This is a genomic window from Curtobacterium sp. LFS084 (genome assembly GCF_047977705.1).
Lineage (GTDB): Bacteria > Actinomycetota > Actinomycetes > Actinomycetales > Microbacteriaceae > Curtobacterium.
On record NZ_JBFPFM010000015.1, the window covers coordinates 42282 to 67129 of the forward strand.

Below are 24848 nucleotides of genomic sequence, written 5' to 3' on the forward strand. Positions count from 1 at the left end.
GCTCGGCGCGGACGCGGCGCGGCTCGGCGCGGCGCGGCGCGGCGCGGCGAACCAGGAATCCGACATCGAACCAGCGCGAGCGGCTGGTTCGATGTCGGTTTCGTGGTTCGACGTCGGGCGTAGCGGGCCGCTACGCGCGCTACGGCTGCAGCCGCGTCGCCGACCAGGCGCCGTCGGCGAGCACGTACTGCAGCCGTCGGTGCATCCGGTCGCGACTGCCGTGCCAGAACTCCACGATGTCCGGCTCGAGCCGCCACGCCACCCAGCCCTCGGGCCGCGGGACGTCGTCGTCGGTCTCCTCGAGCAGGACGTTCGCGTCGTCGATCAGGTCCGCGAGCGTCCGCGGCTCGAGGACGGCGGACTGGTCGGCGATCGCGGTGGCGGCACAGGACTTCGGCGATCGGTCGGCGAACAGCGCGTCCGACTCGGCGTCGGACAGCTGCACGGCACGCCCCTCGAAGCGGAGCTGCTGCATGGTCTCGCGCCAGTACACCTGGAGCGCCGCGTGCGGGTTCTCGGCGAGCTGGCGACCCTTGGGGCTGAGCGTCGAGGTCCCGAAGACGAGCCCGCGGTCGTCGAGCCGCTTCACGTCGACCGTGCGGGCGGACACGCGGCCGTCCGCCCCGGCGGTGGCGAGGGTCATCGACTTCGGCTCGGAGACGTCGCGGTCGTCGGCGGCGTCCAGCCACTGCCGGGCGAGGTCGAGCGGCGAGGCCGGGGGCGCGTCGAACTCGGGCAGGTGCAGGGAGTCGTCACCGGACAGGGAGGAGGACATGCCTCCACCCAACCGCGCTCAGGCCAGCCACGCCCAGGCTGCCGGGGGACGTCCGCCGCGGGGCCCGGCGCTCGCGGGGGCGTCGACCCGTGTGAGCGCGGGGTTCGACCGGAGCATCCGGTTGAGGTTGCCGGGGTCCGGGGCCGTGCCGGTGACCGCTGCCCGGAGCCGACTCGCGTCCGCGGTGGTGAAGCGCTCCCCGAGCAGCGCGCGGGTGAGCGGCAGGTCCGACCAGAGCCGGAGCCGGAGGTGCTCGAGCGCGGAACCGACGATCCGGTCGTGGTCGAAGGGCAGGCCGAGCGGGAGCGCGTCCACGCCGTGCCAGGTCGCATCCGGACCCGCGAGCGCGTCGACGACGGCGAGGAACGCGATGCTGATCGCGGCGCTCCGCGGGTCGCGGTCGGGTCCGTCGAACGCACCGACCTGCGCGATGTGGCGCACCGCCGTCGGGCCGGTCCCGGCCTTGGTGCGCAGGGCGCGCAGTGCGCCGTCGGAGAGGATCTCGGGACCGTCCAGGAGCACGCCGGGCAGCGCCTCCTGGCCCGCGTACGGCGCGTACTGCCGACGTGCGGTGGCGACCCGCAATCCGTCGCCCGTCGTGAACGACACCGGGACGACGTCGATCGCGATGAGCGGCTGGTCGCGGGCCGCCGACGGGGCGTCGGTCACGCCGACGCCCGACGGGTCGCGCGCTCGGCGCGTGCGCGGCTGAGGGTCGCTCGCACGTCGGCGAAGGACTGGAGGCGCGTGAAGCGTCCGTCGACCCACACCGGCTGGAGCAGGCTGGTCGCCTCGTCGTCGGCGGTGGCCTGGTCGGTCTGCCGGATCTCGCCCGTCTCGTCGCGGTGCAGGGCGATCCGCCCCTTCGCGCTCTTCTTGCCGCTGCCGGTCTTCGGGTCCTTCTGGATGTCGACGGGCTCGCCGTCCACCAGTGCCCATGTCGCCTTCACGGCGCTGCCGAGGTTGTCGCGGGTCATGTACTGGTAGGTGTACGACCCGATGCCGAGCACGATGTTGTCGCTCGCGTACCCCTTGGCTGCGAGGCGCTCGTAGATGCGGCGGGCGCGGTCGAGGGTGATGCTGTCGCCGTAGATCACGCCGATGTGCTGGTCGAGGACCTTGAAGCCCTGGTCGTTCACGGTGTGGCCGAAGATCTCGTCGAGGAGCTCGACGACGCCCTTCTCCTCGTGGCTGCGGGCCGGGTCGCTCAGTGCCGCGGTGTCGACCCCGTGCACGGTGCCGGTGACGATGTCGACCGGGTCGCCGGAGTCCGGCCGGACGACGAGCTTGCCGTCGCGGCCGGTGATGCGGTCCTTGAGTGCCGGGAGCGTCTCGGTGACCACCTTGAAGAGGTCGAAGCCGTCGCTGACCGCTGACACGATGCCCGTCGGGTAGACGTCGAGGATCTGCTCGAACGTCGCCAGCTCGCCGTCGGCACCGCGGACGCACATGACGCTGTGCTCGGTGGCGGGGACGCTCGCGGCCACCCAGCCGTTGTCGCCCGGGTAGTAGCGGTCGATGAAGTCGAGCGACGGCATCGAGTCGGTGCCGAGGAACGAGAGCAGGTGTCCGGCCCCGCCGGCCGCGGCCGACTCGATGCTCGACTGGCCCCGGAAGGAGAAGTCGTGCGCGGCGAAGTCGATGCTGGCCGGGTCGGCACCGGTGCGGGCGGCCCAGTCCTCCATGAGGTCGCGGTACTCGAGCGCCTTCGTGGCGACGGTCGACGGGTGCCAGATCGAGGCCGAGAGCGCGGTCTCGATGTAGTTCGGCAGCCAGAAGAACTCGTCGACGGTGTTCTCGACGGTCAGGGTCGCGACGCCGATCGGCGCGAGCGTGCCCTCGGGCAGCGCCCGGATCTCGAGCGGCAGGTACCCGAGGCGGTGCAGCGCCCGGACGTGGTCGGTGCCGATGTGGTTCGGCCCGAAGTACCCCTGGAGCGCCTGCTCGAACAGGTCGGCGACCTCGTCCTCGTCGGCCGCGAAGAACGGTGCCCACGCCTCGACGAGCGAGCGCTGGATGAACGCCTGCAGGCCGAACACGACCGCGTGGGTCGACTCGGGCATGTGCGCGTTCGAGCGGTTCGTCCAGTTGATGAGGATCCGCGTGGTGCCGGCGGGGTAGACCTGCCGGTGCGAGTGCTTGTAGCCGTCGACCGCCAGCAGTGGTGCGATCGGACTCGCCGTCGTGATGCGCGGTTCGAGGCCGGTCGTCGTCGTGTCGGTGGTGGTCGGTTCGGTCGCGGTCATCGGATCTGCTCCGTCAGGGTGGGGGTGAGTTCGATCGTGCGCAGGCCCTCGATGGCGTTCTGCGCGGGGTAGGAGTCCGTCGTGACGATCTCCCCGAAGTGCTCGGCGAGCTGCGGGGCCCGACCGGAGAAGACGCCGTGCGAGACCCAGAGGCCGAGGCGCTCCTTCGGCAGGCCGGTGGCGCTGGCGAGGCCCATGAACGTCCCGCCGCCGTCGCAGATGTCGTCGACCACGAGCAGTCGTCCGGTCTCGGGCAGCGGCTCGCAGGTGAACCCGTCGAGCTTGCCGGTGTCCGGGTTGCGGTGCTTCTCGGCACGGAACACCGGCAACCCGCAGGTCTCGGCGACGGCGGTCGCGCGTGCGACGGCGCCCTTGTCGGGGGCGATGATCCCGCTGTAGTCGGACCCGGCGACGACGTGGTCGCGGACGACCGTCTCGCTCGTGACCACGGTGAGCCGCTCCACCAGGTCCACGATCACCGGCGAGTGCGGGTCGAACGCGATGACCTGGTCGATCCCGAAGCCGTTGACCACGTCGGCGTAGACCTTCGCCCCGAACGGGAGCCCACGGTCCTGCCGGGCGCCGGGCAGGTAGGGGATGAGTGCGACGGACCGGGATCCGCGCTGCCGGACGGCGTCCGCCCACATGCCGAGCATGAGGAGGTCGTCACCGTTCGTGCCGCGCAGGGTCGCGATCTCGATGAGGTCCCCCGCGTCGGCGTCGTGTGCGACCTTGACGTGTGCTTCACCGGCGGGGAACCGCATGGTGGAGAACGTCGGTGTCGCCTGGGTGCCCCGGGTGGTCCGGGTGCTGAGTTCGACCGCCATGACCCGACCGTACCACGGTATTTGTCAGTGTGACAAGAACTGCCGCGAGATCAGGGGACCGGCACCTGGACCGACACCAGCTCGCCGTCGCCCAGGTGCACGAGGGCGGAGCCGACCTGCACCCGTTCGACGATGCTGCTGCGCGGCAGGCGCATGCCGAGCAGGTCGCCCTCGGTGATCGTCTGCGGGCTGAGGAGCGCCCCGGACCGACGCCGCTTCATGTCGACCTGCCAGCCCGTGAAGCCCACGCCGAACTCGGCGGTCAGCCCCGCCGCGACGATGGCCTGCCCGTTGTCCGCCGCGCTCTTCACGAAGCCCTGCAGCCAGCTCTTCGCGGGTGCGTCCTTGACGAGCTCGGCGTCGTCGATGACGAGGACCCGGCGGCCGGGTTGTCCGTCGAACAGCGGCGCGAGGTCGTCCTCGGTGACGTCGGCGCCCTCGTGTGCGCCGAGGACGCCGGGCTCGGACGCGAGGGCGCGCAGGGGCGACTGCCGCGGGGTGACGAGCACGATCTCGCCCCCCTCGCGCAGCACCGACCGTGCGATCGACAGCAGGACGGAGCTCCGGCCGGACTTCGCGGGACCGCCCACGACGAACGCGCCCGCGGCCGCGAGGTCCGGCCCGATGGCGGTGAGGTCGTCGCCGCCGATGCCGACGAGGCCGAACAGCTCCGCGTCGTCGTCGCGCATCTCCCACGCCCGGTCGAACGGCACCGGTCCGGACAGCTGGTCGACGCGGAACGGCCGACGCGCACGCTCGACCGCGCGGTCGCGCTCGGTCGCGAAGGTCGCGAGGGCGGTGATCGCCGCAGCCTGCGACTGGCCCGTGCCGGCGGCGGCGAGCAGGGCGATCTGCGTCTCGGTGGCGGACTCCGACGCGAACGCCCGTCCGTCCGGGACCTGCTCCGGCAGCTTGCGCGGGTTGAGCGACGCGAGGCCGTAGTCGCCGCGGTCGGAGAGCCGGAGGACGAGCTTGTCCTCGACCAGGGTCGCCATCCGGCTCGACAGGAGCTGACGGTCCCCGGTGACCACCAGGTGGATGCCGACGCTCGCCCCTTCGCGCAGGAGGGTCATCACCTGGTCGGTCGGTGCACCGTGGTCGAGTTCGCCCAGCGAGCCGACGAACCCTTCCCACCGGTCGAGCATGAACACGATGTGGGGCAGCCGGTCGGAAGGGACGACCGCGGCGGCACGCTGCTCGACGATGCTCGCGAACCCGCCGTCGGCGAGGACCTGCTGCCGGCGGGCGAGCTCCTGGGTGAGCTTCGTGAGGAGCCGCTGCGCGCGCTCGGTCTGCACGCGCTGCACCACGGCGCCGGCGTGCGGGAGGGCCTGGATCGGCAGCAGCGCACCGTTGCCGCAGTCGAGCGCGTACACGTGGACGTCGGCAGTCGAGGTGTTCCGGGCGACCGCGGCGGCGATCGTGCGGAGTACCTGTGACCGACCGCTCCGCGGAGCACCGACCACGTAGAGGTGCCCGTCCGAGTCGAGGTCGAGGCTCCGGACCCGCTGCGCCTGCTCGGCCGGGAAGTCCTGCAGCGCGAAGGGCAGCGGGCCGACCCGGGCGTCGGTCGTGCTGCTGTCGTCGAGCTCCCACGCCCGGTCGTTCAGGTCGGTGAAGAGCAGCGTCTCCGGCAGGGCGTCGAGCCACGGACGGTAGGGAGCCGGTCCACCGAGCTCGGTCGCCGCCTCGGCCACCGCACCGACCAGCTCCTGCAGGTCGGTGCGTTCCTCGGCCTGCAGTTCCTTCGACTTCGGTGGTGCCGGCGGAGTGGTGCCGAGCGACGACCACGTCACGGTTCCGGCCCAGACCTGCTTGCGTCCGGTCGACAGCCCCGGACGCCGACCGCCGACCCGACCGGCCTGGAACGGCAGCAGCGCACCGGCGCCGAGCCGGATGTACCCGCGGCCGGGTGTGCTCTTCTGGATCTGCGCCGCGTCGCCGGCGTTGATGACGTCGGTGCTCTCGCTCGAGTCCGTCACCCGGAGCGCGATGCGGAGGTTGGTGTTCGCGCGGATGTCGTTCGACACCACACCCGTCGGACGCTGCGTGGCGAGGATCAGGTGGATGCCGAGCGACCGGCCCCGCTGCGCGATGTTCACCAGGCCGGTGACGAAGTCCGGGAGCTCGCGTACGAGGCTCGCGAACTCGTCGATCACGATGAGCAGGCGCGGCATCGGTGGCAGCGGCTCACCGCGGACGAGCCGGTCGACGTAGTCCTCGATGTCCTTCGCGGCGGCGTCGGCCAGCAGGTGCTCGCGGCGACGGAGTTCGGCGCCGAGCGACTCGAGGGCGCGCTCGACCAGGTGCGTGTCGAGGTCCGTGACCATGCCGACCGTGTGCGGCAGCGGCGCGAAGTCGCGGAACGCCGCACCGCCCTTGTAGTCGATGAGGACGAAGTTCATGCCCTCCGGGGTGTTCGTCGCCGCCAGGGACGCGACGATCGTCTGCAGGAGCTCGGACTTGCCCGACCCGGTCGTGCCGGCGACCAGGCCGTGCGGGCCGTCCTTGCGGAGGTCGAACGCGAACGGGCCGTCGAGGCTCTCGCCCACGACCACCTCGGTGGTGCGCGCACGCACGTTCCACCCACCCGTGATCGCCCGCGCAGTCGGCGGCTCGAGCAGCATCACGTCGAGCAGTCGCGACGAGGACGGGAGCCCACCGGCATCGCTCTCGTCGTCGGCGTCGACCATGGGCGCCACCGCCCGGGCGACGGTCTCGAACCAGCCGTCCGGGATGCGGTCCGGTCGGACGTCGGTCACCGTCGCCTGACGCTGGGCGGCGACGCGGATGCGCTCCGGCCCCACCGTGACGACGACCGAGCACTCCTCGGGCAGCAGACGGGCCTCTTCCTCGATGCAGATCGCCCGGACACCGACCGCGGGGCCCTCCTTGAGGATGCGGATCAGGCCCGGCAGTGCGCGCAGCCGTCGAGCGCCGTCGAGCACCACGACCACGTCGGGACCGGGGATCCCCCGCACGTTCGACTCGCGCATCGCCCGCTGCCGTGCGTCGATGAGCTGCCCGATCTCGGCCACCCGAGCGCCGAGCGTCTCGGCGTCGTTGCCGATCGCGATGACGGCGTCCTGCCCGAACCCCGGTCGGGCCTGCGGCACCCAGCGCAGCCAGGCCCACTCGTCGGCGGACTGCGCGTCGGTGAGCACCACGAACTGGGTGTCCCGCGGGCTCTGCAGCACCGCGAGCTGCGCCACGAGCCACGACGTGAGGTGCCTCGTGTGCTCGTCGCGGCCGGCGACACCGACCACGCCGTGCTCGCCGAGGTCGACCACGACCGGCACGTCCTCGGCCAGCTTGTCGACCGCACGCCGGTGCTCCAGCGCTGCCGGGTCCTCGAGCACGACGCCCGACGGCACGTCCGCCGTGCCGACGCGCAGCGTCAGGTAGTCCGGGTCGGTCCGCCGACGCTCCCACAGCCGGGCGCGACGGCGCAGGGCGATGTCGAGCACCGTCGCCGGATCGGGCGCGCTGGTGCGTGACTCGCGCTGGTACCGGACCACCGCCTCCAGGGCGTCCGCCTCGACCGCCTTCTTCGTCTCCTCGTACTCGGCGACCCGCTGCCGGTGCGTCTTCTTGCCGTTGCGGCGGTCCCACCAGGCGTTGCCGAACATGATGATCGGCGACATCAGGCCGAAGGCCAGATAGGCGACGTTGTGGAAGATCGAGATCATCACGGCCGCCATGCCGAGTGGTGCGAGCGCCGCGATGATCGGGATGGAGCGGCGCGACTGCTGCCCCGGTGTCGCCGGCAGCTTGAAGACCGTCGGGGTCTCCTCCGGCAGCAGGCGCGGTGGCCGGGTGTAGTCGAGCGACCCGCCACCCGGTGTCAGGGTGATCGCCGCGCGGTCGGCGTCGGGGACCGCGACCGACAGCAGCGTGTCGCCGATGGTGACGACGCTGCCCGGCTCGACCGGCGTCTCCTCGTCGAGCTCCGTGCCGTCGAGGAGGACGCGAGAATCGCGCGTCGGGATGATCGAGAACCGCCGGTTGAGGTCGAGGCGCAGGATCGCCGCGTACTCGGGCGCGGTCCGGTCCGGCAGGTGCACCGTGGCGTCGGGAGCGGAACCGACGTGTGCGATGCCAGCGTCCAGCACCACGACCGTGCCGGCACCGGGTCCACCGACGATGCGGACGCTCGGCAGGTCGGCCGGCAGCGGCAGGACCGGTGCGGGGGCACCGAAGGTCAGGCGCGACCCCTCGAGCAGGACACCGTCACCGAGCCGGGCGTGCGGGGTCGTCGGGACGGCGTCGACCGCGACCTCGACGAGGGACTCGGCGCTCAGGCCGAAGCGGCGGGCGACGATCTCGACGACCTCGCCGAGGACGGTGTCCTCGTCGCACTCGACCACGAAGTCCGCGGTGGCGTCGGTCGGCAGGTGGGTCGCGGTGAACGTCAGGCGCACGTGACACCCGCCACGTCGTGGGTCCTGGTCGTCGCGGAGCACCCCGTCGAGGCCCCCCGCAGCGTCGTGCTGCCGCTCATGGGTCGATTCTCGCAGGTTCCTGCGGCGTGCAGGCCGGGTTGCGTCCGGCTTGTGGATGAGCGGTCGGACTGGAGGCGCGGTGCGGGGGAGCGGGGCAGCTCGCCCATGACGCCTCCCGCCCTGGCGCTCACCTCGCGTTGTGGATGCGTCGGACGAACGCCTCCAGGGACGCCTCAGCGGCAGCGAAGGCTGCGGCATGATCGCCGAGACCGGTGACCGTTATGGTCAGGGTGCCGGATCGGAAACGCCAGCAGCGCACGACCACGGCTCCCGTCGCATCGACGAACGGCCACGTCTCCGCTGTCTGCTCCCACACCGTCTGGGCGCCGGCGCGGAGGCCGTCGAACGGTGGGATGCCGGTACCGACCAGTCTGTCCTCGGTCGCGGTGACGGAGACGGTCGTCGTGTCCGTCGGGGATGTGATTTGTGGGCGGAAGAACGCGAACCGGAGGTCGGGCGCGCTCAGCCTGCAGTGCTGCTCGAGCGACCCAGCGGTCATGATGACCTCCACGGTCTTGAACGGTCGCACGTACCAGGGGAAGAGCCGGTAGGTAGTCGAGTTCGCCCAGCGCTTCGGCTTGCCCCGGACGTCCTCCGGCAGCGGGACGACCAACCAGTCCGCTCCGGCGATGTCCTCGAGGTTGGGGAGGCCGACGGGCGTCGGGTCCGCGGCGCCGCTCATGACGTCTCCCGGAGTTCGAGGCTGAGCGCGAGCCGGTCCACGTGCGGCAGCGCGAGATCGACGTTGCTCTCGTGCGCGATCACCGATGTGAGCACGGCCGTGCGGGAGAGCGATTCGTCGGAGAACGGCTGCACCCATCGGACCGAGGTCTTGACGGATCGTCTCCGAAGGAACCTGCTCGGTTCCGAAGTGTGTCTGAGCAGGATCCGTGTGGCGGTACCCAGCGCGGTGCGTGTCGTCGTGATCTCGGGGTCAGCAGTGAGCGATCCATCGCGGCGCTCCGCCCAGGAGTCGTCGATCACGAAGTCGGCCGCTCCGTCTCCGACGAGGTAGTGCACCGCGGTGTGCGCGATGACGTGCACTGACGGTCTGTTCGTGGTGAGGACGGCGAAGTCCGGCGCCTCGAACGTGTCGCGGTACCGAGCAAGGTCGCTGAACTCGCGCACGAGGCGGGCACGGTCCCTCGACGACACGGCTGTCTCCGCGAAGCTCACCGCGCGAGTGGCAGCGGCCGTCCCGACTTCATCTGGCGCCCCGGGCTCGATGAACGTCCAGGCGTCGATCGGCCGGAAGTGCAGGTTCTTCATGATTCCTCTCCTCGTGATGCGCCGCTGAGCCACCACCGGTGGAGCGCCAGTGGGCCGCTCCCGTTGATCAGTGCTCGACGCCGGTACGCCACCCAAGCGAGAACGGGGAGGGCCATCGCGAGCAAGACGGCTGCGACGACGAGGTCCCAGCGCTGGGCCGGAACGGTCCAGAGCAGGGTCAGCAGCGAAGCCAGCACGACGATCGTCAGCGCTGCGGACCGTCCGCTCATCCGGTTGGGCTTGTCGACCGCGACTCTCGTCGGGTCGCCGACGCGCACAGACGTCTCCGTCCAGCCCAGCCAGCAGGTGAGGCCGACGTTCGTCGCAGCGAGCGCGAGGCACAGTGCACCGGCCCAGGGCAGTCCCGCGGCGAACGACGTCGCAGAACCCAGGACCGGCAACATGGTTGCGACGAGGACCGGCGTCACCCGTGCGACCCCGAGCTCGTTGCAGGACGACAGCGATCCCTTCGCGATGTCCAGGCTGGATCGGGTGTCGAGGCGCTGCGCCGGAGAAGACCGCACGTCCGGTTGATGCGCCGTCAGGATGCCGGATGCGTTGAAGAACGCCGTCAGCTGGTCGGGTCCGTCCGGGTACCAGGTCGCTGCATCCAGTTCTGCGCGAACGGTACCGGAGCCGTCGACCAGCAGAGCAGTGCGACGAGCGTCTTCGGTGAACACCACACGGCTGACCGCCATCGGGGACAGCGTCGAACTGGGAGTCTCCAGACGGCGCCACATGCCCTGGCCGTCCGTGAGCTCCAGCTGCTGACCACCGTTGACCGACAGCGACGCCGTACTCGTGAACCAAGCTGGTCCGTGTGGTCGGATCGCGTCAGTCGGTTCCCTCGTGATCCGTCGCCTGCCGATGATCACCGAGGAGGCAGCGACGACGACAGCGATCGATGCCGCGATCTGTGGGAGGCTCCACAACTCCCAGAGCAGGCGATGCGCCGTCGCTGCCACGACGAGCGCGGAGGCGACGGAGAGCGGGATGAGCGCACCACCCCCGAGGACCGCCACGCGCACGAGGAGCTCGGCACGGGTGAAGAACGCCGGTGGCCGAGGAAGGATGACCGTCGGACGTGGGGTTCCGTTGAGCGTTGCCGATGCTCCGTACCGCTGGATCAGCAACGCGAGACCGCTCGAATCGAGTGCGGTGGACAAGAGCGTCGGGCTCGACGGCGTGATCCACCAGTCGTCGATCGGCACGATGAACTCGCGTCCGTGCTCGTCGCGGATCGCGACGGCTCCGTTGCCGGGACTCGCGACGATCGAGCGCGGGACGTCCGACCAGTCGAGGGCCCAAGCGGCCACGATCCGCCCGGTGAGCGCGAGGTGGCCCGTCGACCGCACGCCGTACAAGCGGTCGTCCACGACAGCGAGTGACTCCAGCTGACCCCGCGCGGCGCGTCGGTCGCTCAGCACGGCCGCGTGGGCGACCGTCTCCGCCCCGTCGATGACGCTCACCCCCAGTCGATGCGCAGGTCGCAAAGGAGCTCATCGAGCATGGGCCGAGCGAGGGCGCTGTCGTTCTCGTCCGGGACGAAGAAGGACACGACCACCGTGAGCTCGTTCAAGCCGTCGACGATGGGGATGATCGCACGAACGACCTGCATCACCGGCCGCCCCCGGCCGCCGGTGCTGCGTTCCCGCATCTCCACGAGCGTTGCACGGCCGACGGGCAGGTCGAGTGTCCCGACAGTGGCGTCGCCGATGCCGGACGCCCGCGGTGCACGAGCGTCGTCGATGAAGGTGTCCGCGCGGTCGACACCGGCGACGGTGTGCACGACCGTATACGCGATCGCTCGGACCGTCGGCGCCGTGGTCGAGAGCACGAAGCAGGTCTCCGCCTTCGCCGCGGTCTGGAAGGCGGCGATGTCACGCACGACCGTTCGGAGCACCGTGCGTTCTCGACGCTTCGGCCGCTGCTTCGCCTGCGCGAGCGCATGCTCCACCGCTGCGTCGGTGACCTCGTCGACCTCACCCTCGTCGTCGAGCAGCGTCCACGCGCGGTTGTAGTTCCACAGCAGGCGAGTCATTCGTCTCCTCTCGGGGCTCCGATCACGATCCACCGTCCGAGCCCGACCGGTGCCTTTCCCCGCTCTGCGCGACGGCGACGGAACGTCAGCCACGAGACCAGTGGGACGGCGAGCACCAGGAGCAGGATGCTGGTCGCAGAGAAGATGTTGCCCTGCTCGAAGTACCAGACGGCGACGGCTGCTCCGATGAGCGGGATGCCCACAGCGACGAGGTGGCGTCGGGTGAGCGCTGGCTGGTCCGGACGTCCGTGCTGTTCCGGACGGATGCGAGCGACGGGGAGGCGCGAACTCGATTCGACGACGAAGACCGCGGCGACCGTTGCGACCGCGATGGCGGCGAACAGCGCCGTGACGATCGTCGCGGTGTCCCCGGGGCCCGCCGAACGAGCCCCGGCGAGCACGACCGTCGTGAAGGCCGACGATGCGAGGAACGGGTACGAGGGTACGGTGCCCAGGACGTTCGGCAGCATCAGCGACGACGGGCCGACGCGGCTGCTGCGCATCTCGTCAAGCGCGAGCGCGGGCTGGTTGCGCAGATCGTCGGATGCGACGGTAAGGACACCGAGACGCTGCAGGAACTCTCGGAGGACGAGTGCCTCGTCCGGCGACGGCGCCCACAGACGCAGCGGCAACTGCGCGCGGACGGTGTCCGTTCCGTCGATGAGCAGCACTCGAGGGTCCTCGTCGTGGACGAACGCCGCGCGCACCACGGCATCCGGCCCCAGATGCCGATCCGGTGTTGCCAACCGTTGCGCGATGCCCTGCCCGTCGACGAGGACGAGACCCTGGTCGTCCGCGCTGATCGACGCCGCGTTGCGGAACCAGGAGGGGCCGGCCACAGGCTGGAGTGTCGGCGCGTCGGCGCTCCTGGGCCGACGCCTGCGCCCTGCGGCGACGACCAGCACCACCAATGCGTTGGCGGCGGCTGCACCGGCCGAGATCCATCCGAAGGCCGGGGCGTCGGGGGTGCGGGTCATCGCCAGCACGATCGGGCCGAATGCATCCGTCAGGAATGCGCCGAGTCCGAGCAGGATGACGACGACCAGGATCTTCTGAATCCTGCGGCGTCGCCGCTCATCCGTGGGTGTCAGGACGTGGGCCGAGGCGAAGTGGCCGGGCGGAGGATCATCGGTGCCGAAACGATCGAGCAACGCGGCGAGACCACTCGAGCGGAGTGCGAGTTCCTTCGGCACGATGGAGACGGGAGCCATCCACCAATCGTCGATCGGAACGAGGTAGAGGCTGCCGCTCACGTCCTCGATCAGCACGGCGCCGTTGCTGGCTGTGGGCGCGAGGTGCCTCGGGAGGACGTCGCCGCTCAGGAACCAGGCGCGGGCGACGGTGTCCGTCGTCGTTCGTTCACCGCCCTGGTCGAGGACCACGAGCCGATCTCGCTCGTCGATGACGAGCCGGATGGCACTGGTCGCAGCGGCCGCCCGGTCGCTCGACGCGGCAGGGCGGGCAAGGGTTTCAAGCATCGATGACGATCTTCGCAGCGAGGGCGTCGATGCGTGCGATCAACAGCTCGGCGAGTGCGGGTTCGGCGCTGCTCGATGAGAGGACGACGAGCTCGTCACCCACGACCCAGGACCACGATGCTTGGACCACGACGAAGGCTGCGCCGTCCGGCCGTTCCAGCGCGAGGCGTTGGACCAGTCGCAGCGCGTCGCCGCTGCTCGTGGGGAGCATCGATTCCTCGATCGGCCCGATCGGATCAGGCGCACGGAGGCCAGCCCGGGCGACCCCGGCGGGACGGCCTTTGAGCGGGGCCGTGCGGACGGCGACCCAGCCGACCTCGCGCGAGTCCTCGAGGACCGTCCAGGCTGCTGCTGCATCCGTATCGTTGAGGAGTCTGATGATCGTCGGCGCACTCGAGGGATCACGACGATGCGCTTCGAGGTCGAGTGGACGGAGCGTGTCGGTCGGTGGCCATGTGAACTTCATCGCCCGCCGTCCCAGGCGAAGCCGGTCATCAGGATGTCGAAGTGTGCAACGCGCTCGTCCACGAACGGATCGCCCGCGCACTGGAACGAGATCAGCGCGAAGGAGCCGTGCTCCTGCGGCACTGGCAGGACGTAGTCCACGCGAGTCGTCCTCGTTGGCCCGCCTGATCCCGATGCAGCGAGGAACGCCGCGGCGATGTCACCGGGGAGCGACGCCGGCAGCGATCCTCCTCCGTCGATCTCTCCTTCGGACCGCGCCCGGAGTGCTTCCCCCACGGGCAACTCCGTGAGCGTCGTCGATGCACCGAGCACCGGAGCGACCGCAGGGAGTTCGAGATCGGCGATCGTCGGTCCGAGGTAGACCACACCGACCGTGAACAACATGTTCATCGGCACTCCGCCGAACTGGCCGTCGAAGAAGTACAGGTCCGTCGTCCCCGCGTTCGCCATCGTGCTGAAGGCGGAGCGGATGTCGTCGCGCGCGCGGCGCCGTGCCTCCACAGCCGTCAGGTCGTCCCCACCGCGGAGGACCAGGTGACGATCGGCGAACGCTCGCGAAGCGCGCTTCGGATCGCCGTCGACCGGGTACCGGTACCACCCGTCGGGCAAGAGGACTCGGTACTGTGTCACAGGGAACCGACGTGGATCTCGCTCTTCGACTTCCAGTACCCGTTCCAGTCCGTGGCGGCGGAGACGACGTTCACCACGGGTTCCGGCAGATCCGGGAGACCGGGAAGTCCGGAGCCGGCGACGACACCGTTGGCCAGCGCTGCGCGCGTCGCTGCCTCGCGTGCGAGGGCGGAATCCGGCGCGAGCTTGAGGACCTGAGCGGTCTCCATCAGACCGCCGGTCACGTACGTGTCGAGCAACGCCGTGAGGGGCTTCCGTCCGACCGCTTCTGCCTCCCGGATGCCGGCATCGCCACCCCGGAGGAACGCACTCAGCTCGCCGCCCACTCCGGCGTTCGCGTTTCGCGCCGCAGCGGCAGCGGATGCTGCACGTGTCTCTCCCACTGCGCCCCGCAGCAGCCCCATCGCGGAGCCGGCGTACTTGGCGGCTCCGAACCCGACCCCGGCCAGTGCGAAGCCGAGGGCGTCCTTGCCGACGTCCCCCGCGCTCGCGTCACCCGCCACCGCCTGCGTTGCCGTGATCAGCAGCTTCGCGCCGGCCACAGCGAGCCCGATGGCGGCGATCACCGGGAGCGCCACGGGGAAGAAGATGGCCGCGACCACGGTGACGACCAGAAGGACGGCGCCGACCGCGTCGAGCGCATCCTTGATGACGTTGAGCACGCCGCGCGCCCCGTGGATGGCCTGCTTCACGTGGTCGAACCAGCCGTCCTTCAGCCCGTCGTCCGCGCCCTGTCGGATGCGATCAGCGACCCGACCGGCCAGCTCTCCGTACTCACCCTCTTCACCGAAGGGCCCGGCGAGCCGGTGGATGATCGCCTTCGCCGCGTCGATGTCGCCCTGCGCCGCACTCAGCGCCCGGTCCTGCGCGTCGACCTGGTCCTGGTGTTCCGGACTGTCGGCCTCGGCCGTGATCGTCTGGTTGGCCGCAGCGCGGTGCGCGTCCCGGGCGTCCTGCGCCTGCAGCAGGGCCGCGTCCGCCTCGCGCTGGAGCCCCTCGAGCCCGTCCGCCCACTGGTCGAGCGCGGCGGCGAGCTCGGTGTAGCGGCCCTTGGCCTTCTCGATGGCGCCGGCGAGGTCTCCGGCGGAGTCGCGGAACTTCGTTCCCGACTCGCTCTCCCAGCCGTCGCCGTCCTTGAGGCTGTTGAGCCGGTTGACCTGCTCGGTGATGGCCTGCTCGATCGAACGGGCGCCGGAGGCCGACTGCCGGATCTCGGCCGGGTCGCCGGGCACCGGGTCGAGCTGCATGTCGACCGCGCTCCAGTCGCTGGGCCGTGCCATCAGCTGTCCTTCCCGAGGATCTTGTTCGCGAGTTCGACCTCGGTCTGGGTGAAGCCGTCGTGCGCGCTCTCGGCCATCTCGGCCACGGCCTTGATGGACTCTTGGAGGCGCCCGCGTCGGATGTCCCAGTTGCCGGCGAAGTCGTCGATCGCACTGCCGACCGTCATCGAGCCGATGCCGGTCTTGTAGTCGGACGCGGCAGACGCGACGTGTTCGAAGTCGCCGTGCAGTCGCGAGAGGTCAGATGCGAGATTCCCGATCAGGTCGAGATCGAGCTTGATGGTGCCGGCCACGGTTCCCCCGGTGGATTCCTACTGCTGCTTGTCGTTCGACGCCGCCCCTGCGGCGAGAGCGGTGGCCGGCACCCCCGGGCGCCGGCCACCGTCGTGCTGGTCCTGACTAGCCGATGCTCGAAGCGAGCTGCTCGTCCGTCGACTCGAGCGTGTTCGCCGCGCTCTCGAGGAAGCCGGCCATGCCGTCGATCGCCTGGATCGTCTGCGTCGCGCCGGAGTTGAACTCCGAGTACGTCGCGTCGAAGGCCTTCGACGACTTGTCGGTGACGTAGCCCGACGACACGAGGTTGTCGATCTGGCTCTTGAGCTGGGTCAGCTGGTCCTCGATGGACTTCTGGCCGTTGCGCAGCTGCGAAGCCTGGTTGCGGAGATCGTCGTAGGTGACGTTGACGTTTGCCATGTGCATACCCTCCCGATGCGGTATTTGATGTACCGGGAGCCCCCCGGTGGTTCGACGATACTTGATTCCGTTGCATCTCGCACCAGGTGGGGACAAGAACCAGAACGAGGGGTACACCGTGGCACGACGTCGCAAGGACGAGGGGGCGCCGGAGCGTCCGGTCGTGACGAGCGCGGAGGTCGAGCGGGACCGGCAGGCCGGGCACCTCTCGCGGGCGTGGGTGCTGCCGAGCGCTCCGGTGTCCGACCGCGAGCCCGATGCCGTGGTGCACACCGACCAGCCGCTGCCGACGATCGGCGTGGTCCCCCGCCTCGTCCTCGAGGTCGCACCGGGCAACGTGGTGCCGCTCGACCAGCCGGTGGTCCTCGGGCGCAGGGTCGCGACGGCGCCGGGGCGGCGAGCGGTGCTGCTCGACGACCCGGGTCGTTCGGTGTCGCGCGAGCACGCGGCGATCCGGCCGACGGGCGACGGCGGGCTCGTGGTCGAGGACCTCGGCTCCGCGAACGGCACGGTCGTGGTCCGGGCGTCCGGCGCGCAGGAACCGAGCGTGGGCGGCGCGCAGGTCGTCGCCCGCCCCGGGGACGTGGTGATGGTCGGCGACTACGCGATCCGGGTCCTGGCCGGCTGAGCCCCGGCCGCGTGGCGCCGCATCGCCCGCAGGAGCAGCGGCCCCGGCAGCCGCAGCAGCCACCCCGGGACGACCGCCCGGACGACCCGGACCAGACGAACGGTCCGCCGGAAGCGCCGCTGTTCGCGCGGCCCCCACGCGAACCCGTACTGCGACCGGAGAGCATCCGGGAGCATCCCGACCGTCACGACCCGCACGAGCGGCATGGCGGCCCGCACCCACAGCGGCGCGAACCGCGGGTGCAGCAGGTCGCGCACGACACCACGGGCGTCGTCGGTGACGCGGAGCCCGGCGAGCGTGCGCGTCCAGTACCGCTCGAAGTCCGCCACCGTCGCGGGCCACCGGTCCGCTGGTACCCGCAGTGCCGTGCCGATCGGGGCGTAGGCGGCGAGCACGCGCTCGGCGACCTCCGGTCCGGCGGGTGTGCCGAACAGCTCGTGGGCGCGCATCGCGGAGTCGTACAGGGTCGCGGCCACCCACAGCTGTCGGTCCACGTCGTCGGCGCCGGCGACCGGTCGGTGCGCGCGCGTCACGAACGCGGCCGCGACGGCTGCGTCGGCCTCGGTGCCGACGACCACCGCGTACACGAACATGAGGGTGTGGGCGAGCCGCTGCTGCGGTCGTCGCGCGAAGTCCGAGTGCCGCCGCACCCCCGCTGCGACCACGGGGTCGGCGATCTGGAGCAGGATGGCGCGGCCGCCGGCGGCCACCGGCGTGCTGTCGGCGAGGAACCGACGCAGGTCGCGTTCCGGGACCCCGCCCACGGGCGGACTGGAGGGACGGTGCGGGCCCGGCCCCGCGCCTCCCGTCCGGAGACCGCTCACGGTCGTGGTCCGCGCCGTCCGGCGCGGAGGCGGGGAAGTGCGTCGACCACGATCGCCGTGGCGAGCGCGAGTGACCCGCCCACCAGGGCGGCGACGAGGAACGCGGGGCTCCCGACCTGCCCCGTCGCGGCGGCGATCAGGGCGGCGACCAGCCAGATCGCCGGGAGTGGCCAGAGATGACTCGGCGACCCGGCGACCACCGCGAGCAGCACCCCGGCCACCACCAGCGGGACCCAGAGCACGTTCGTGCCGCACGGTGGTCCGTACGTGCCGGGGCCGCAGTCGGTCACACCGGACCGGACACCGGTGTGCGCTGCGGCCGCGACGAGCAGGAGCGAGGCGAGGGCCAGCAGCCGAGCCACGGCGGGCATGCGGCGGACACTGGCCTGGACGCGTCGGAGCACGGCCCGATCGTACTGGGCCGTGCTCCGCGGGTGGCGCTGGTCAGAGCGGCTTCGTGCCGAGGTCGTTCCCGAGGTCGGGACGGTCCTCGTCACCGTCGTGCTCCCACAGGTCCGGAGCACCCTCGCGCGGGGAACCGCCGGTCGGTCCGTCGTCGGTGCCGTCACCGGGCTGCGGCTCGACGGTCTCACCGGCGACCGCGTCGTTCGTGACGGTCTCGAGGGACTCCTCGGACTCGTCCACCTCGTACGGGCCGACGTGCTCGCGGTCGACGTCGTCGTCGCGACGCTGCTGGGCGTCGAAGTCGTCGACGGGGCTGATGCCGGGGTCGCTCATGGTGGTTCCTCTCGTCGTTTCCGGTCCTGTCTACTCGCCCTGCTGGCCGCCGAGGCCCAGCTGCTGGGCGAGACCCTGCTCGTCCGTCGCACCCCAGCGCTCGACGATCTTGCCGTCGCGGAAGCGGGACACCTGGATGCCGCGCACCTCGAACGACCGGCCGGTGGGCGCGTGCCCCTGGAACGGACCGGTGTGCGTGCCGCGGATCGTGAACACCGCGGTGACGTGGTCGTCGGTGACGATCACCGGGTCCGGGACGAGCTCGAGGTCGGGGAACGCGGTGGTGAACGCACGCCAGAAGTCGACGATGCCGGTCAGGCCGGGTGCCTGGTCGGGAGCCGGGTCGTGGTCGACCACGTCCTCGGCCCAGACCTCGCCGAACCGGTCGAAGGCCCGGTCGGAGATGATGCCGCCGAGGCGTTCCTGCGCGGCCTGGTTGACGTCCTTGCTCATGGTGTCCTCTCGTCGCCGGGCCGGTCTCCCCGGCCCGGCGTCCTGCGTACCCGGTGCCCGGTCCGAGGCGGCGCACAGGCCGGGGTACGGCTGTCCGACAGACGCACACGGGGTTCGTCGTTCACCTGCTGGTCACCCGGGAGCCACCCCGGCCGTGCACACTCACCGTGCTCGGGGGAGTGGAGCGCGGTCGCCGACGGGTGGTCGAGCGACCGCGCCTTCCCCCGCATCAGACGCGTTCGAGCAGCCCGCGCTCCGCGACGTCCACGAGGGCGAGCGTCCGGTACCCCACGGAGTCGAAGAACACGGTGAGCCGGTCGTCCTCGGTGCTCATCACGGTGCCGCGACCCCACTCGGGGTGCTCGACCTCGGCATCCGGCGGCCACTCGGCGTCGTGCGAGCCGTCCGCGGCGTGTGCTCGGCGGGCTGACCCCGATGAACAGGTGTCGCAGTTCCCGCACGGTTCCGGGAGCTCGTCGCCGAAGTAGCCGAGCAGGAACTGTCGACGGCACTCGTCGGTCTCGGCGAACCGGCGCACCATCTGGATCCGGGACTCCTCGATCCGCTCCCGCTCGTGGGCGTGCTCCTTCGCACGGTCGGCCGCTGCCGCGGCGGTCCTCGGGCCACCGTCGACCCGGTGGAGCCCGTCTCCGCCGTCGGCGAGGACCCCGGCCTCGACCAGGGTGTTGGCGGCTCGGCCCGCGGTCCGGGCCGCGAGACCCGATCGCTCGGTGAGCTCCGACCGCGCGACGGCCCCGCCGCCCGCCGGCACGGCGTCGTACACCGCGCGGAGCGAGGCCGGCCGCGGGCTCCCGGAGGCGAAGAACCGCCGGAGTCCGAGGTCCTCGGCGCGGTAGTGCATCGTCGCGAGTGCCGGCTCGCGGTCGCGCCCGGCCCGTCCGACCTCCTGGTAGTACGCGTCGACGGACTCCGGCACGTCGGCGTGCACCACGAACCGGACGTCGGGCTTGTCGATCCCCATGCCGAACGCGCTCGTGGCGACCACCACGTCGACCTCGCCGTCGAGGAAGGCGTGGTGCACCGCCTCGCGGTCCCGTGCCCGGAGTCCCGCGTGGTACGGCTTCGCGCGACGGCCGCTCTCGACCAGTTCGTCGGCGAGCACCAGGGTCTCGGCGCGGGTGGCGACGTACACGATGCCGGCGCCCTCGAGCCCGACGACCTGCCGCACGAGTGCGGTGCGCTTGCCCTCGTCGTCCTCGTGGCGGACCACCTCGAGCCGCAGCTCGGGCCGGTCGAACCCGGCGGCGACGACGAGCGGGTCGCGCATGCCGAGCCGCTCGACGACCTCGGTCCGGACCGGCGTGGACCCGGTGGCCGTCATCGCGAGCACCGGTGGACGGCCGAGCCGCTCGACCACCTCGCCGAGCACGAGGTAGTCGGGCCGGAAGTCGTGCCCCCACGAGGACACGCAGTGCGCCTCGTCGACCGTGACGAGCGACACCCCGACGTGGCGCAGTCGCTCGACGACCTCGTCCTTCGCGAGCTGCTCCGGGGCGAGGAACACGTACCGCACCGATCCGTCGTCGACGGCGGCCCAGGCGGCGTCGAGGTCGCGGCGGGAGTGCGTGGCGTTGACGGTCACGGCGCGCGGGGCCTCCGGGTGGTCCTCGAGTCCGACGACCTGGTCCTCCTGCAGCGCCACGAGCGGGGACACCACGACGACGAGCCCGTCGAGTGCGAGTCCGGCGACCTGGTAGATCGCCGACTTCCCGGAGCCCGTCGGCATCACGGCGAGTGCGTCGCGGCCGTCGAGGACGGCGTCGACGAGGCGTTCCTGCTCGGGGCGGAGGGTCCAGCCGAAGACGTCGGCGGCACGGGTACGGAGTGCGGTGTCCATCGAGTCCACCGTGCCGAGCGCTCCCTGGGGGACCGGACGACGAGTGCGCGCACCGGACGTCCACGCAGCGGCGCTAGGCTGGCCGTCGGCCGTTGTCTCGACATCGAGCGACCCTCGATGTGGAGTGTGGCGACCGGGTAACCGATGCCGATCGCACGAACCGTGCGGGAAGAAGAACAGCGTGGATCTTTTCGAGTACCAGGCCAGGGACCTCTTCGAGTCCTACGGCGTCCCCGTGTTGCAGGGGATCATCGCCGACACCCCGGACGAGGCGAGGGCGGCGGCCGAGAAGATCGGTGGCGTCGTGGTCGTCAAGGCCCAGGTGAAGGTCGGCGGTCGCGGCAAGGCCGGTGGCGTCAAGGTCGCCAAGACCCCGGACGAGGCCTACGAGCACGCCCAGGCGATCCTCGGCCTCGACATCAAGGGCCACACGGTCGAGCGGGTCATGATCGCCCAGGGAGCGGACATCGCCGAGGAGTTCTACTTCTCCGTGCTGCTGGACCGGGCGAACCGCTCCTACCTCTCGCTCACGAGCGTCGAGGGCGGCATGGAGATCGAGCAGTTGGCCGTCGAGAAGCCCGAGGCCCTCGCCCGCGTCGAGGTGGACCCGCTCACCGGGATCGACAAGGCCGCCGCGCTCGAGATCGCCGCGCAGGCGAACTTCCCCGAGGCGCTCCGCGACCAGGTCGCCGACGTCTTCGTGAAGCTCTACGACGTGTACAAGGGCGAGGACGCCACCCTCGTCGAGGTGAACCCCCTCGTCCGCACGGGCGACGGCCAGATCCTCGCGCTCGACGGCAAGGTCTCGCTCGACGAGAACGCCGACTTCCGGCACGAGGGCCACAAGGCGCTCGAGGACACCGCGAGCGAGGACCCGCTCGAGGCCAAGGCGAAGGCGCACGGCCTCAACTACGTCAAGCTCGACGGCCAGGTCGGCGTGATCGGCAACGGTGCGGGGCTCGTCATGTCGACGCTCGACGTCGTCGCCTACGCCGGTGAGCGCCACGGCGGCGTGAAGCCCGCGAACTTCCTCGACATCGGCGGCGGCGCCTCGGCCGAGGTCATGGCCAACGGCCTCGACGTCATCCTCGGGGACCCGCAGGTGAAGAGCGTCTTCGTGAACGTCTTCGGCGGCATCACCGCCTGCGACGCCGTCGCGAACGGCATCGTCGCCGCGCTCGGCATCCTCGGCGACGCGGCCACCAAGCCGCTCGTCGTGCGCCTCGACGGCAACAACGTGGAAGAGGGTCGCCGGATCCTGGCGGAGGCAGCGCACCCGCTGGTCACCGTCGCCGCGACCATGGACGACGCGGCCGAGCAGGCCGCCGAACTCGCCGCCGCAGCGGCCCGAAGGGACTGACCATGTCGATCTTCCTCAACAAGGACTCCAAGGTCATCGTCCAGGGCATCACCGGCGGCGAGGGCACCAAGCACACCGCGCTCATGCTCAAGGCCGGCACGCAGGTCGTCGGCGGCGTGAACGCCCGCAAGGCCGGCACCACCGTCACGCACGGCGACGTCGAGCTCCCCGTCTTCGGCACCGTCCGCGAAGCCATCGACACCACCGGCGCCGACGTCTCGATCGTCTTCGTGCCGCCGGCGTTCGCGAAGGACGCCGTGCTCGAGGCCATCGACGCCGAGATCCCCCTCGTCGTCGTCATCACCGAGGGCATCCCGGTGCAGGACTCCGCCGAGTTCTGGGCGCACGCGAAGGCCAAGGGCGGCACCACCCGCATCATCGGCCCGAACTGCCCCGGCATCATCACGCCCGGTGAGTCGCTCGTCGGCATCACCCCGGCGACGATCACCGGCAAGGGCCCGATCGGCCTCGTCTCGAAGTCGGGCACGCTCACCTACCAGATGATGTACGAGCTCCGTGACCTGGGCTTCTCGACCGCCATCGGCATCGGCGGCGACCCCGTCATCGGGACCACGCACATCGACGCGCTCGCCGCGTTCGAGGCCGACCCCGAGACCGAGGCGATCGTGATGATCGGTGAGATCGGCGGCGACGCCGAGGAGCGCGCGGCCGACTACATCAAGGCGCACGTCACGAAGCCCGTCGTCGGGTACGTCGCGGGCTTCACCGCTCCCGAGGGCAAGACGATGGGCCACGCCGGCGCGATCGTGTCCGGCTCCGCCGGAACCGCCGAGGCGAAGAAGCAGGCGCTCGAGGCCGCCGGCGTCAAGGTCGGCAAGACGCCGTCCGAGACGGCGGCGCTGCTCCGCGAGGTCGTCGCGAGCAAGTAGCGGTCACGACCCGTCACGGGTCGGACGGGAGGCGCGGTGCCGGCTGGCACCGCGCCTCCCGTCGTGACGCGGGGGACGTTCGCCCCGCCGCCGCGCGGCTCCCCGGCGAAGCGGACATCGGCACGTATCCTCGCTGCGATGAACCGCCTGGGAACCGCACTGCTCGCCGCGATCGAGGCGGTCGTGACGGTCGGCGTCGGCCTCGGGATCGCGCTCGTCCCGCTGACCCTCCTGTGGGGCTTCGAGTACGGGCTGCAGGTCGACTGGGACGTGTTCTGGAAGGCCACGGGGAGCGTCTGGCTCGTCGGGCACGGCGTCGACGTGTCGTTCCTCCTCGGTTCGGCCCTCGCGAAGTCGTCCGGGGTGACCGGCGCCGCCGACCCGATCCACGTGACCCTGGCCGCGCTCGGCTTCGCCCTCGTCACCGCGTGGCTCGCCGGACGAGCGGGGCGCCGCTTCGCCGAGACCGACCACCGCACGACGGGCCTGCTCGTCGGCACCGGTGTCGTCGCCCTCCTCGGGCTCCTCGTCGCCCTGTCGACGCGCTCGGCCGCGACCGTGCCGACGCTGTGGCAGGCGATCGTCCTGCCCGCCCTCTGGTTCGGGATCCCCGCGCTCGTGACGAGCGAGGTGTGCCGACGGCGACGGGGCCTGCCGGCCGATCCGCTCACGCAGCGGGTGCTCGACGGGCTCGAACGCGTGCCGGCCACCTGGCGTGCCGTCGGGGCGTTCGGCCTGCGCGCGGGCACCGCTGCGACCGCCGTGGTCGTCGCGGTCGCCGGGGTGGTCGTCGCCGTCCTGCTCTTCGCGTCCTTCGCCGAGGTCATCTCGCTCTACGAGCGGTCCCACGCCGGCATCGTCGGCGGCGTCGCCCTGACGGTCGGACAGCTCGCCTTCCTGCCGGACTTCGTGGGCTGGGCGACCGCGTGGCTCGTCGGGCCGGGGTTCGCGATCGGGACCGGTTCCAGCGTGTCGCCGATCGGCACGACGCTCGGCCCGATCCCCGGCCTGCCGGTGTTCGGGGCGCTGCCGGCGTCCGGGCACACCTTCGGGCTCGTCTGGGTGCTCGTGCCCGTCGTCGCCGGGTTCGCCGCCGGCGGGCTCCTGCGCCCGCGGCTCGTCCGGACGCTCGGCAGCGCCGACTCGGCGCTCCACCGTGCACTCGGCGGGGTGGCGGCGGGCGTCGTCGCCGGGGTGCTGACCGGGTTCGTCGCCTGGCTGTCGTCGGGGTCGTTCGGCCCCGGTCGCCTGGCCGACGTCGGTCCGCACGCGCTCGTCGTCGGGGCCTTCGCCGCCCTCGAGGTCGGCGTCCCGGCGGTGGTCGCGCTCGCAGCGGGCAGCGACCTCGTCCGGGTGCCGGAACGGATCCGGGCGCGCGAGCAGTGGCACGAGGTCGCGGACGATCGTGCCGACGCGGACGCCGACACCGCCGCCGAGGGCTCGCTCCTCGCCGCACTCGATCGTGCCGGAGCCGGTCGGACCACCGACGTGCACCGCTTCGTCGTCGAGGAGGCGCACGGCGACGCCGCGACCGGCGCCGACCACACGAGTGCTCCGGTCCGGCGGGACCCGGGCGAGCGGGCGCGCGCCGCCGCCACGCGGACCGACCCCGACGAACGGGTCCCGGTCCGCGCTGCCGCCGCCGACGCTGCCCCCGACGAGCGGGACCGGACGACGGACCCGACCCCCGCTCGGCCGACGGGCGCCGCGACGGTCGCCCCCGGGACGACCCCCGGGACGACCGCTGGCGACGTGGCGGCGTCGAGCCGCGCCTCCCGGACCGCGCCCGACCCCGCGCCGGACCGCGACCCGGACGCCGACGTCGAGCTGCCGGAGTGGGCCCGCACCGACGTGGTCGCCGCCGACCGGGTGCCCGCCGACCGCGCTGCCG

General features: G+C 71.7%; 24 protein-coding genes. 4 read left to right on the forward strand and 20 right to left on the reverse strand.

Annotated features, from left to right (window positions below):
- Window positions 1-139 precede the first annotated feature (139 nt).
- The 15 genes from ACNQOV_RS10220 to ACNQOV_RS10290 form a co-directional block, all read right to left on the reverse strand.
- Window positions 140-775, reverse strand: a complete 636-nt coding sequence (locus tag ACNQOV_RS10220) for a pyridoxine/pyridoxamine 5'-phosphate oxidase (protein ID WP_416394395.1) — start codon at window positions 773-775, stop codon at window positions 140-142.
- Between the two features lie 18 nt (window positions 776-793).
- Window positions 794-1444 carry a hypothetical protein gene (locus ACNQOV_RS10225; protein WP_416394396.1) on the reverse strand — a complete coding sequence of 217 codons (651 nt, stop codon included), beginning with the start codon at window positions 1442-1444 and terminating at the stop codon, window positions 794-796.
- On the reverse strand, window positions 1441-3021 hold the full coding sequence (locus ACNQOV_RS10230; RefSeq protein WP_416394397.1) for a nicotinate phosphoribosyltransferase: 1581 nt from the start codon (window positions 3019-3021) through the stop codon (window positions 1441-1443). The genes ACNQOV_RS10225 and ACNQOV_RS10230 overlap by 4 nt, the downstream gene beginning before the upstream one ends.
- Window positions 3018-3848, reverse strand: coding sequence for a ribose-phosphate pyrophosphokinase (locus ACNQOV_RS10235; RefSeq protein ID WP_416394398.1), 831 nt, complete (start codon window positions 3846-3848; stop codon window positions 3018-3020). Before ACNQOV_RS10235 ends, ACNQOV_RS10230 begins: the two co-directional genes overlap by 4 nt.
- A 50-nt stretch (window positions 3849-3898) precedes the next feature.
- On the reverse strand, window positions 3899-8269 hold the full coding sequence (locus ACNQOV_RS10240) for an FtsK/SpoIIIE domain-containing protein (protein WP_416394399.1): 4371 nt from the start codon (window positions 8267-8269) through the stop codon (window positions 3899-3901).
- A gap of 208 nt (window positions 8270-8477) precedes the next feature.
- On the reverse strand, window positions 8478-9032 hold the full coding sequence (locus tag ACNQOV_RS10245) for a hypothetical protein (protein WP_416394400.1): 555 nt from the start codon (window positions 9030-9032) through the stop codon (window positions 8478-8480).
- A complete protein-coding gene (locus ACNQOV_RS10250; RefSeq protein ID WP_092385219.1) occupies window positions 9029-9619 on the reverse strand; it encodes a hypothetical protein in 591 nt (196 codons plus the stop codon). Before ACNQOV_RS10250 ends, ACNQOV_RS10245 begins: the two co-directional genes overlap by 4 nt.
- Window positions 9616-11088: a hypothetical protein gene (locus ACNQOV_RS10255; RefSeq protein WP_416394402.1), complete on the reverse strand. Its 1473-nt coding sequence runs from the start codon at window positions 11086-11088 to the stop codon at window positions 9616-9618. The genes ACNQOV_RS10250 and ACNQOV_RS10255 overlap by 4 nt, the downstream gene beginning before the upstream one ends.
- A complete protein-coding gene (locus ACNQOV_RS10260) occupies window positions 11085-11660 on the reverse strand; it encodes a hypothetical protein (RefSeq protein ID WP_416394403.1) in 576 nt (191 codons plus the stop codon). Before ACNQOV_RS10260 ends, ACNQOV_RS10255 begins: the two co-directional genes overlap by 4 nt.
- Window positions 11657-13138, reverse strand: coding sequence for a hypothetical protein (locus tag ACNQOV_RS10265; RefSeq protein ID WP_416394404.1), 1482 nt, complete (start codon window positions 13136-13138; stop codon window positions 11657-11659). Before ACNQOV_RS10265 ends, ACNQOV_RS10260 begins: the two co-directional genes overlap by 4 nt.
- Window positions 13131-13604, reverse strand: coding sequence for a hypothetical protein (locus tag ACNQOV_RS10270; protein ID WP_416394405.1), 474 nt, complete (start codon window positions 13602-13604; stop codon window positions 13131-13133). Before ACNQOV_RS10270 ends, ACNQOV_RS10265 begins: the two co-directional genes overlap by 8 nt.
- Entirely contained in the window at window positions 13601-14212 is a 612-nt protein-coding gene (locus tag ACNQOV_RS10275) for a hypothetical protein (protein ID WP_416394406.1), read from the reverse strand. The genes ACNQOV_RS10270 and ACNQOV_RS10275 overlap by 4 nt, the downstream gene beginning before the upstream one ends.
- Window positions 14213-14229: 17 nt before the next feature.
- Window positions 14230-15513, reverse strand: coding sequence for a WXG100 family type VII secretion target (locus ACNQOV_RS10280; RefSeq protein WP_416394407.1), 1284 nt, complete (start codon window positions 15511-15513; stop codon window positions 14230-14232).
- The gene (locus ACNQOV_RS10285) at window positions 15513-15806 is read right to left on the reverse strand and encodes a hypothetical protein (RefSeq protein WP_402266880.1); all 294 of its coding nucleotides are present in this window, start codon (window positions 15804-15806) and stop codon (window positions 15513-15515) included. Before ACNQOV_RS10285 ends, ACNQOV_RS10280 begins: the two co-directional genes overlap by 1 nt.
- A 106-nt stretch (window positions 15807-15912) precedes the next feature.
- Complete coding sequence (locus ACNQOV_RS10290) at window positions 15913-16206, reverse strand: WXG100 family type VII secretion target (RefSeq protein WP_022908339.1); 294 nt, start codon at window positions 16204-16206, stop codon at window positions 15913-15915.
- Between the two features lie 118 nt (window positions 16207-16324).
- Between ACNQOV_RS10290 and ACNQOV_RS10295 the strand changes: the two genes are divergently transcribed.
- Window positions 16325-16834, forward strand: coding sequence for an FHA domain-containing protein (locus ACNQOV_RS10295; RefSeq protein WP_416394408.1), 510 nt, complete (start codon window positions 16325-16327; stop codon window positions 16832-16834).
- On the opposite strand, the gene ACNQOV_RS10300 is transcribed toward ACNQOV_RS10295, so the two are convergent.
- From ACNQOV_RS10300 to ACNQOV_RS10320, 5 genes are all read right to left on the reverse strand, one after another.
- Window positions 16807-17598 carry an oxygenase MpaB family protein gene (locus ACNQOV_RS10300; protein ID WP_416394409.1) on the reverse strand — a complete coding sequence of 264 codons (792 nt, stop codon included), beginning with the start codon at window positions 17596-17598 and terminating at the stop codon, window positions 16807-16809. The two genes, ACNQOV_RS10295 and ACNQOV_RS10300, sit on opposite strands and share 28 nt — an antisense overlap.
- Window positions 17599-17654: 56 nt before the next feature.
- Window positions 17655-18062: a hypothetical protein gene (locus ACNQOV_RS10305; RefSeq protein WP_416394410.1), complete on the reverse strand. Its 408-nt coding sequence runs from the start codon at window positions 18060-18062 to the stop codon at window positions 17655-17657.
- A 40-nt stretch (window positions 18063-18102) separates the two neighbouring features.
- The gene (locus ACNQOV_RS10310; protein ID WP_022908335.1) at window positions 18103-18396 is read right to left on the reverse strand and encodes a hypothetical protein; all 294 of its coding nucleotides are present in this window, start codon (window positions 18394-18396) and stop codon (window positions 18103-18105) included.
- Between the two features lie 30 nt (window positions 18397-18426).
- Entirely contained in the window at window positions 18427-18849 is a 423-nt protein-coding gene (locus ACNQOV_RS10315) for an ester cyclase (protein ID WP_416394411.1), read from the reverse strand.
- A 229-nt stretch (window positions 18850-19078) separates the two neighbouring features.
- The gene (locus ACNQOV_RS10320) at window positions 19079-20707 is read right to left on the reverse strand and encodes a RecQ family ATP-dependent DNA helicase (protein ID WP_416394412.1); all 1629 of its coding nucleotides are present in this window, start codon (window positions 20705-20707) and stop codon (window positions 19079-19081) included.
- Between the two features lie 181 nt (window positions 20708-20888).
- On the opposite strand from ACNQOV_RS10320, the gene sucC reads away from it, so the two are divergent.
- The 3 genes from sucC to ACNQOV_RS10335 form a co-directional block, all read left to right on the forward strand.
- Window positions 20889-22067, forward strand: coding sequence for an ADP-forming succinate--CoA ligase subunit beta (gene sucC / locus ACNQOV_RS10325; RefSeq protein WP_416394414.1), 1179 nt, complete (start codon window positions 20889-20891; stop codon window positions 22065-22067).
- 2 nt (window positions 22068-22069) lie between these two features.
- On the forward strand, window positions 22070-22957 hold the full coding sequence (gene sucD / locus ACNQOV_RS10330) for a succinate--CoA ligase subunit alpha (protein ID WP_416394415.1): 888 nt from the start codon (window positions 22070-22072) through the stop codon (window positions 22955-22957).
- 138 nt (window positions 22958-23095) lie between these two features.
- Window positions 23096-24848, forward strand: a 1753-nt coding sequence (locus ACNQOV_RS10335; RefSeq protein ID WP_416394416.1) for a DUF6350 family protein, incomplete at its 3' end; no start/stop codon positions are given.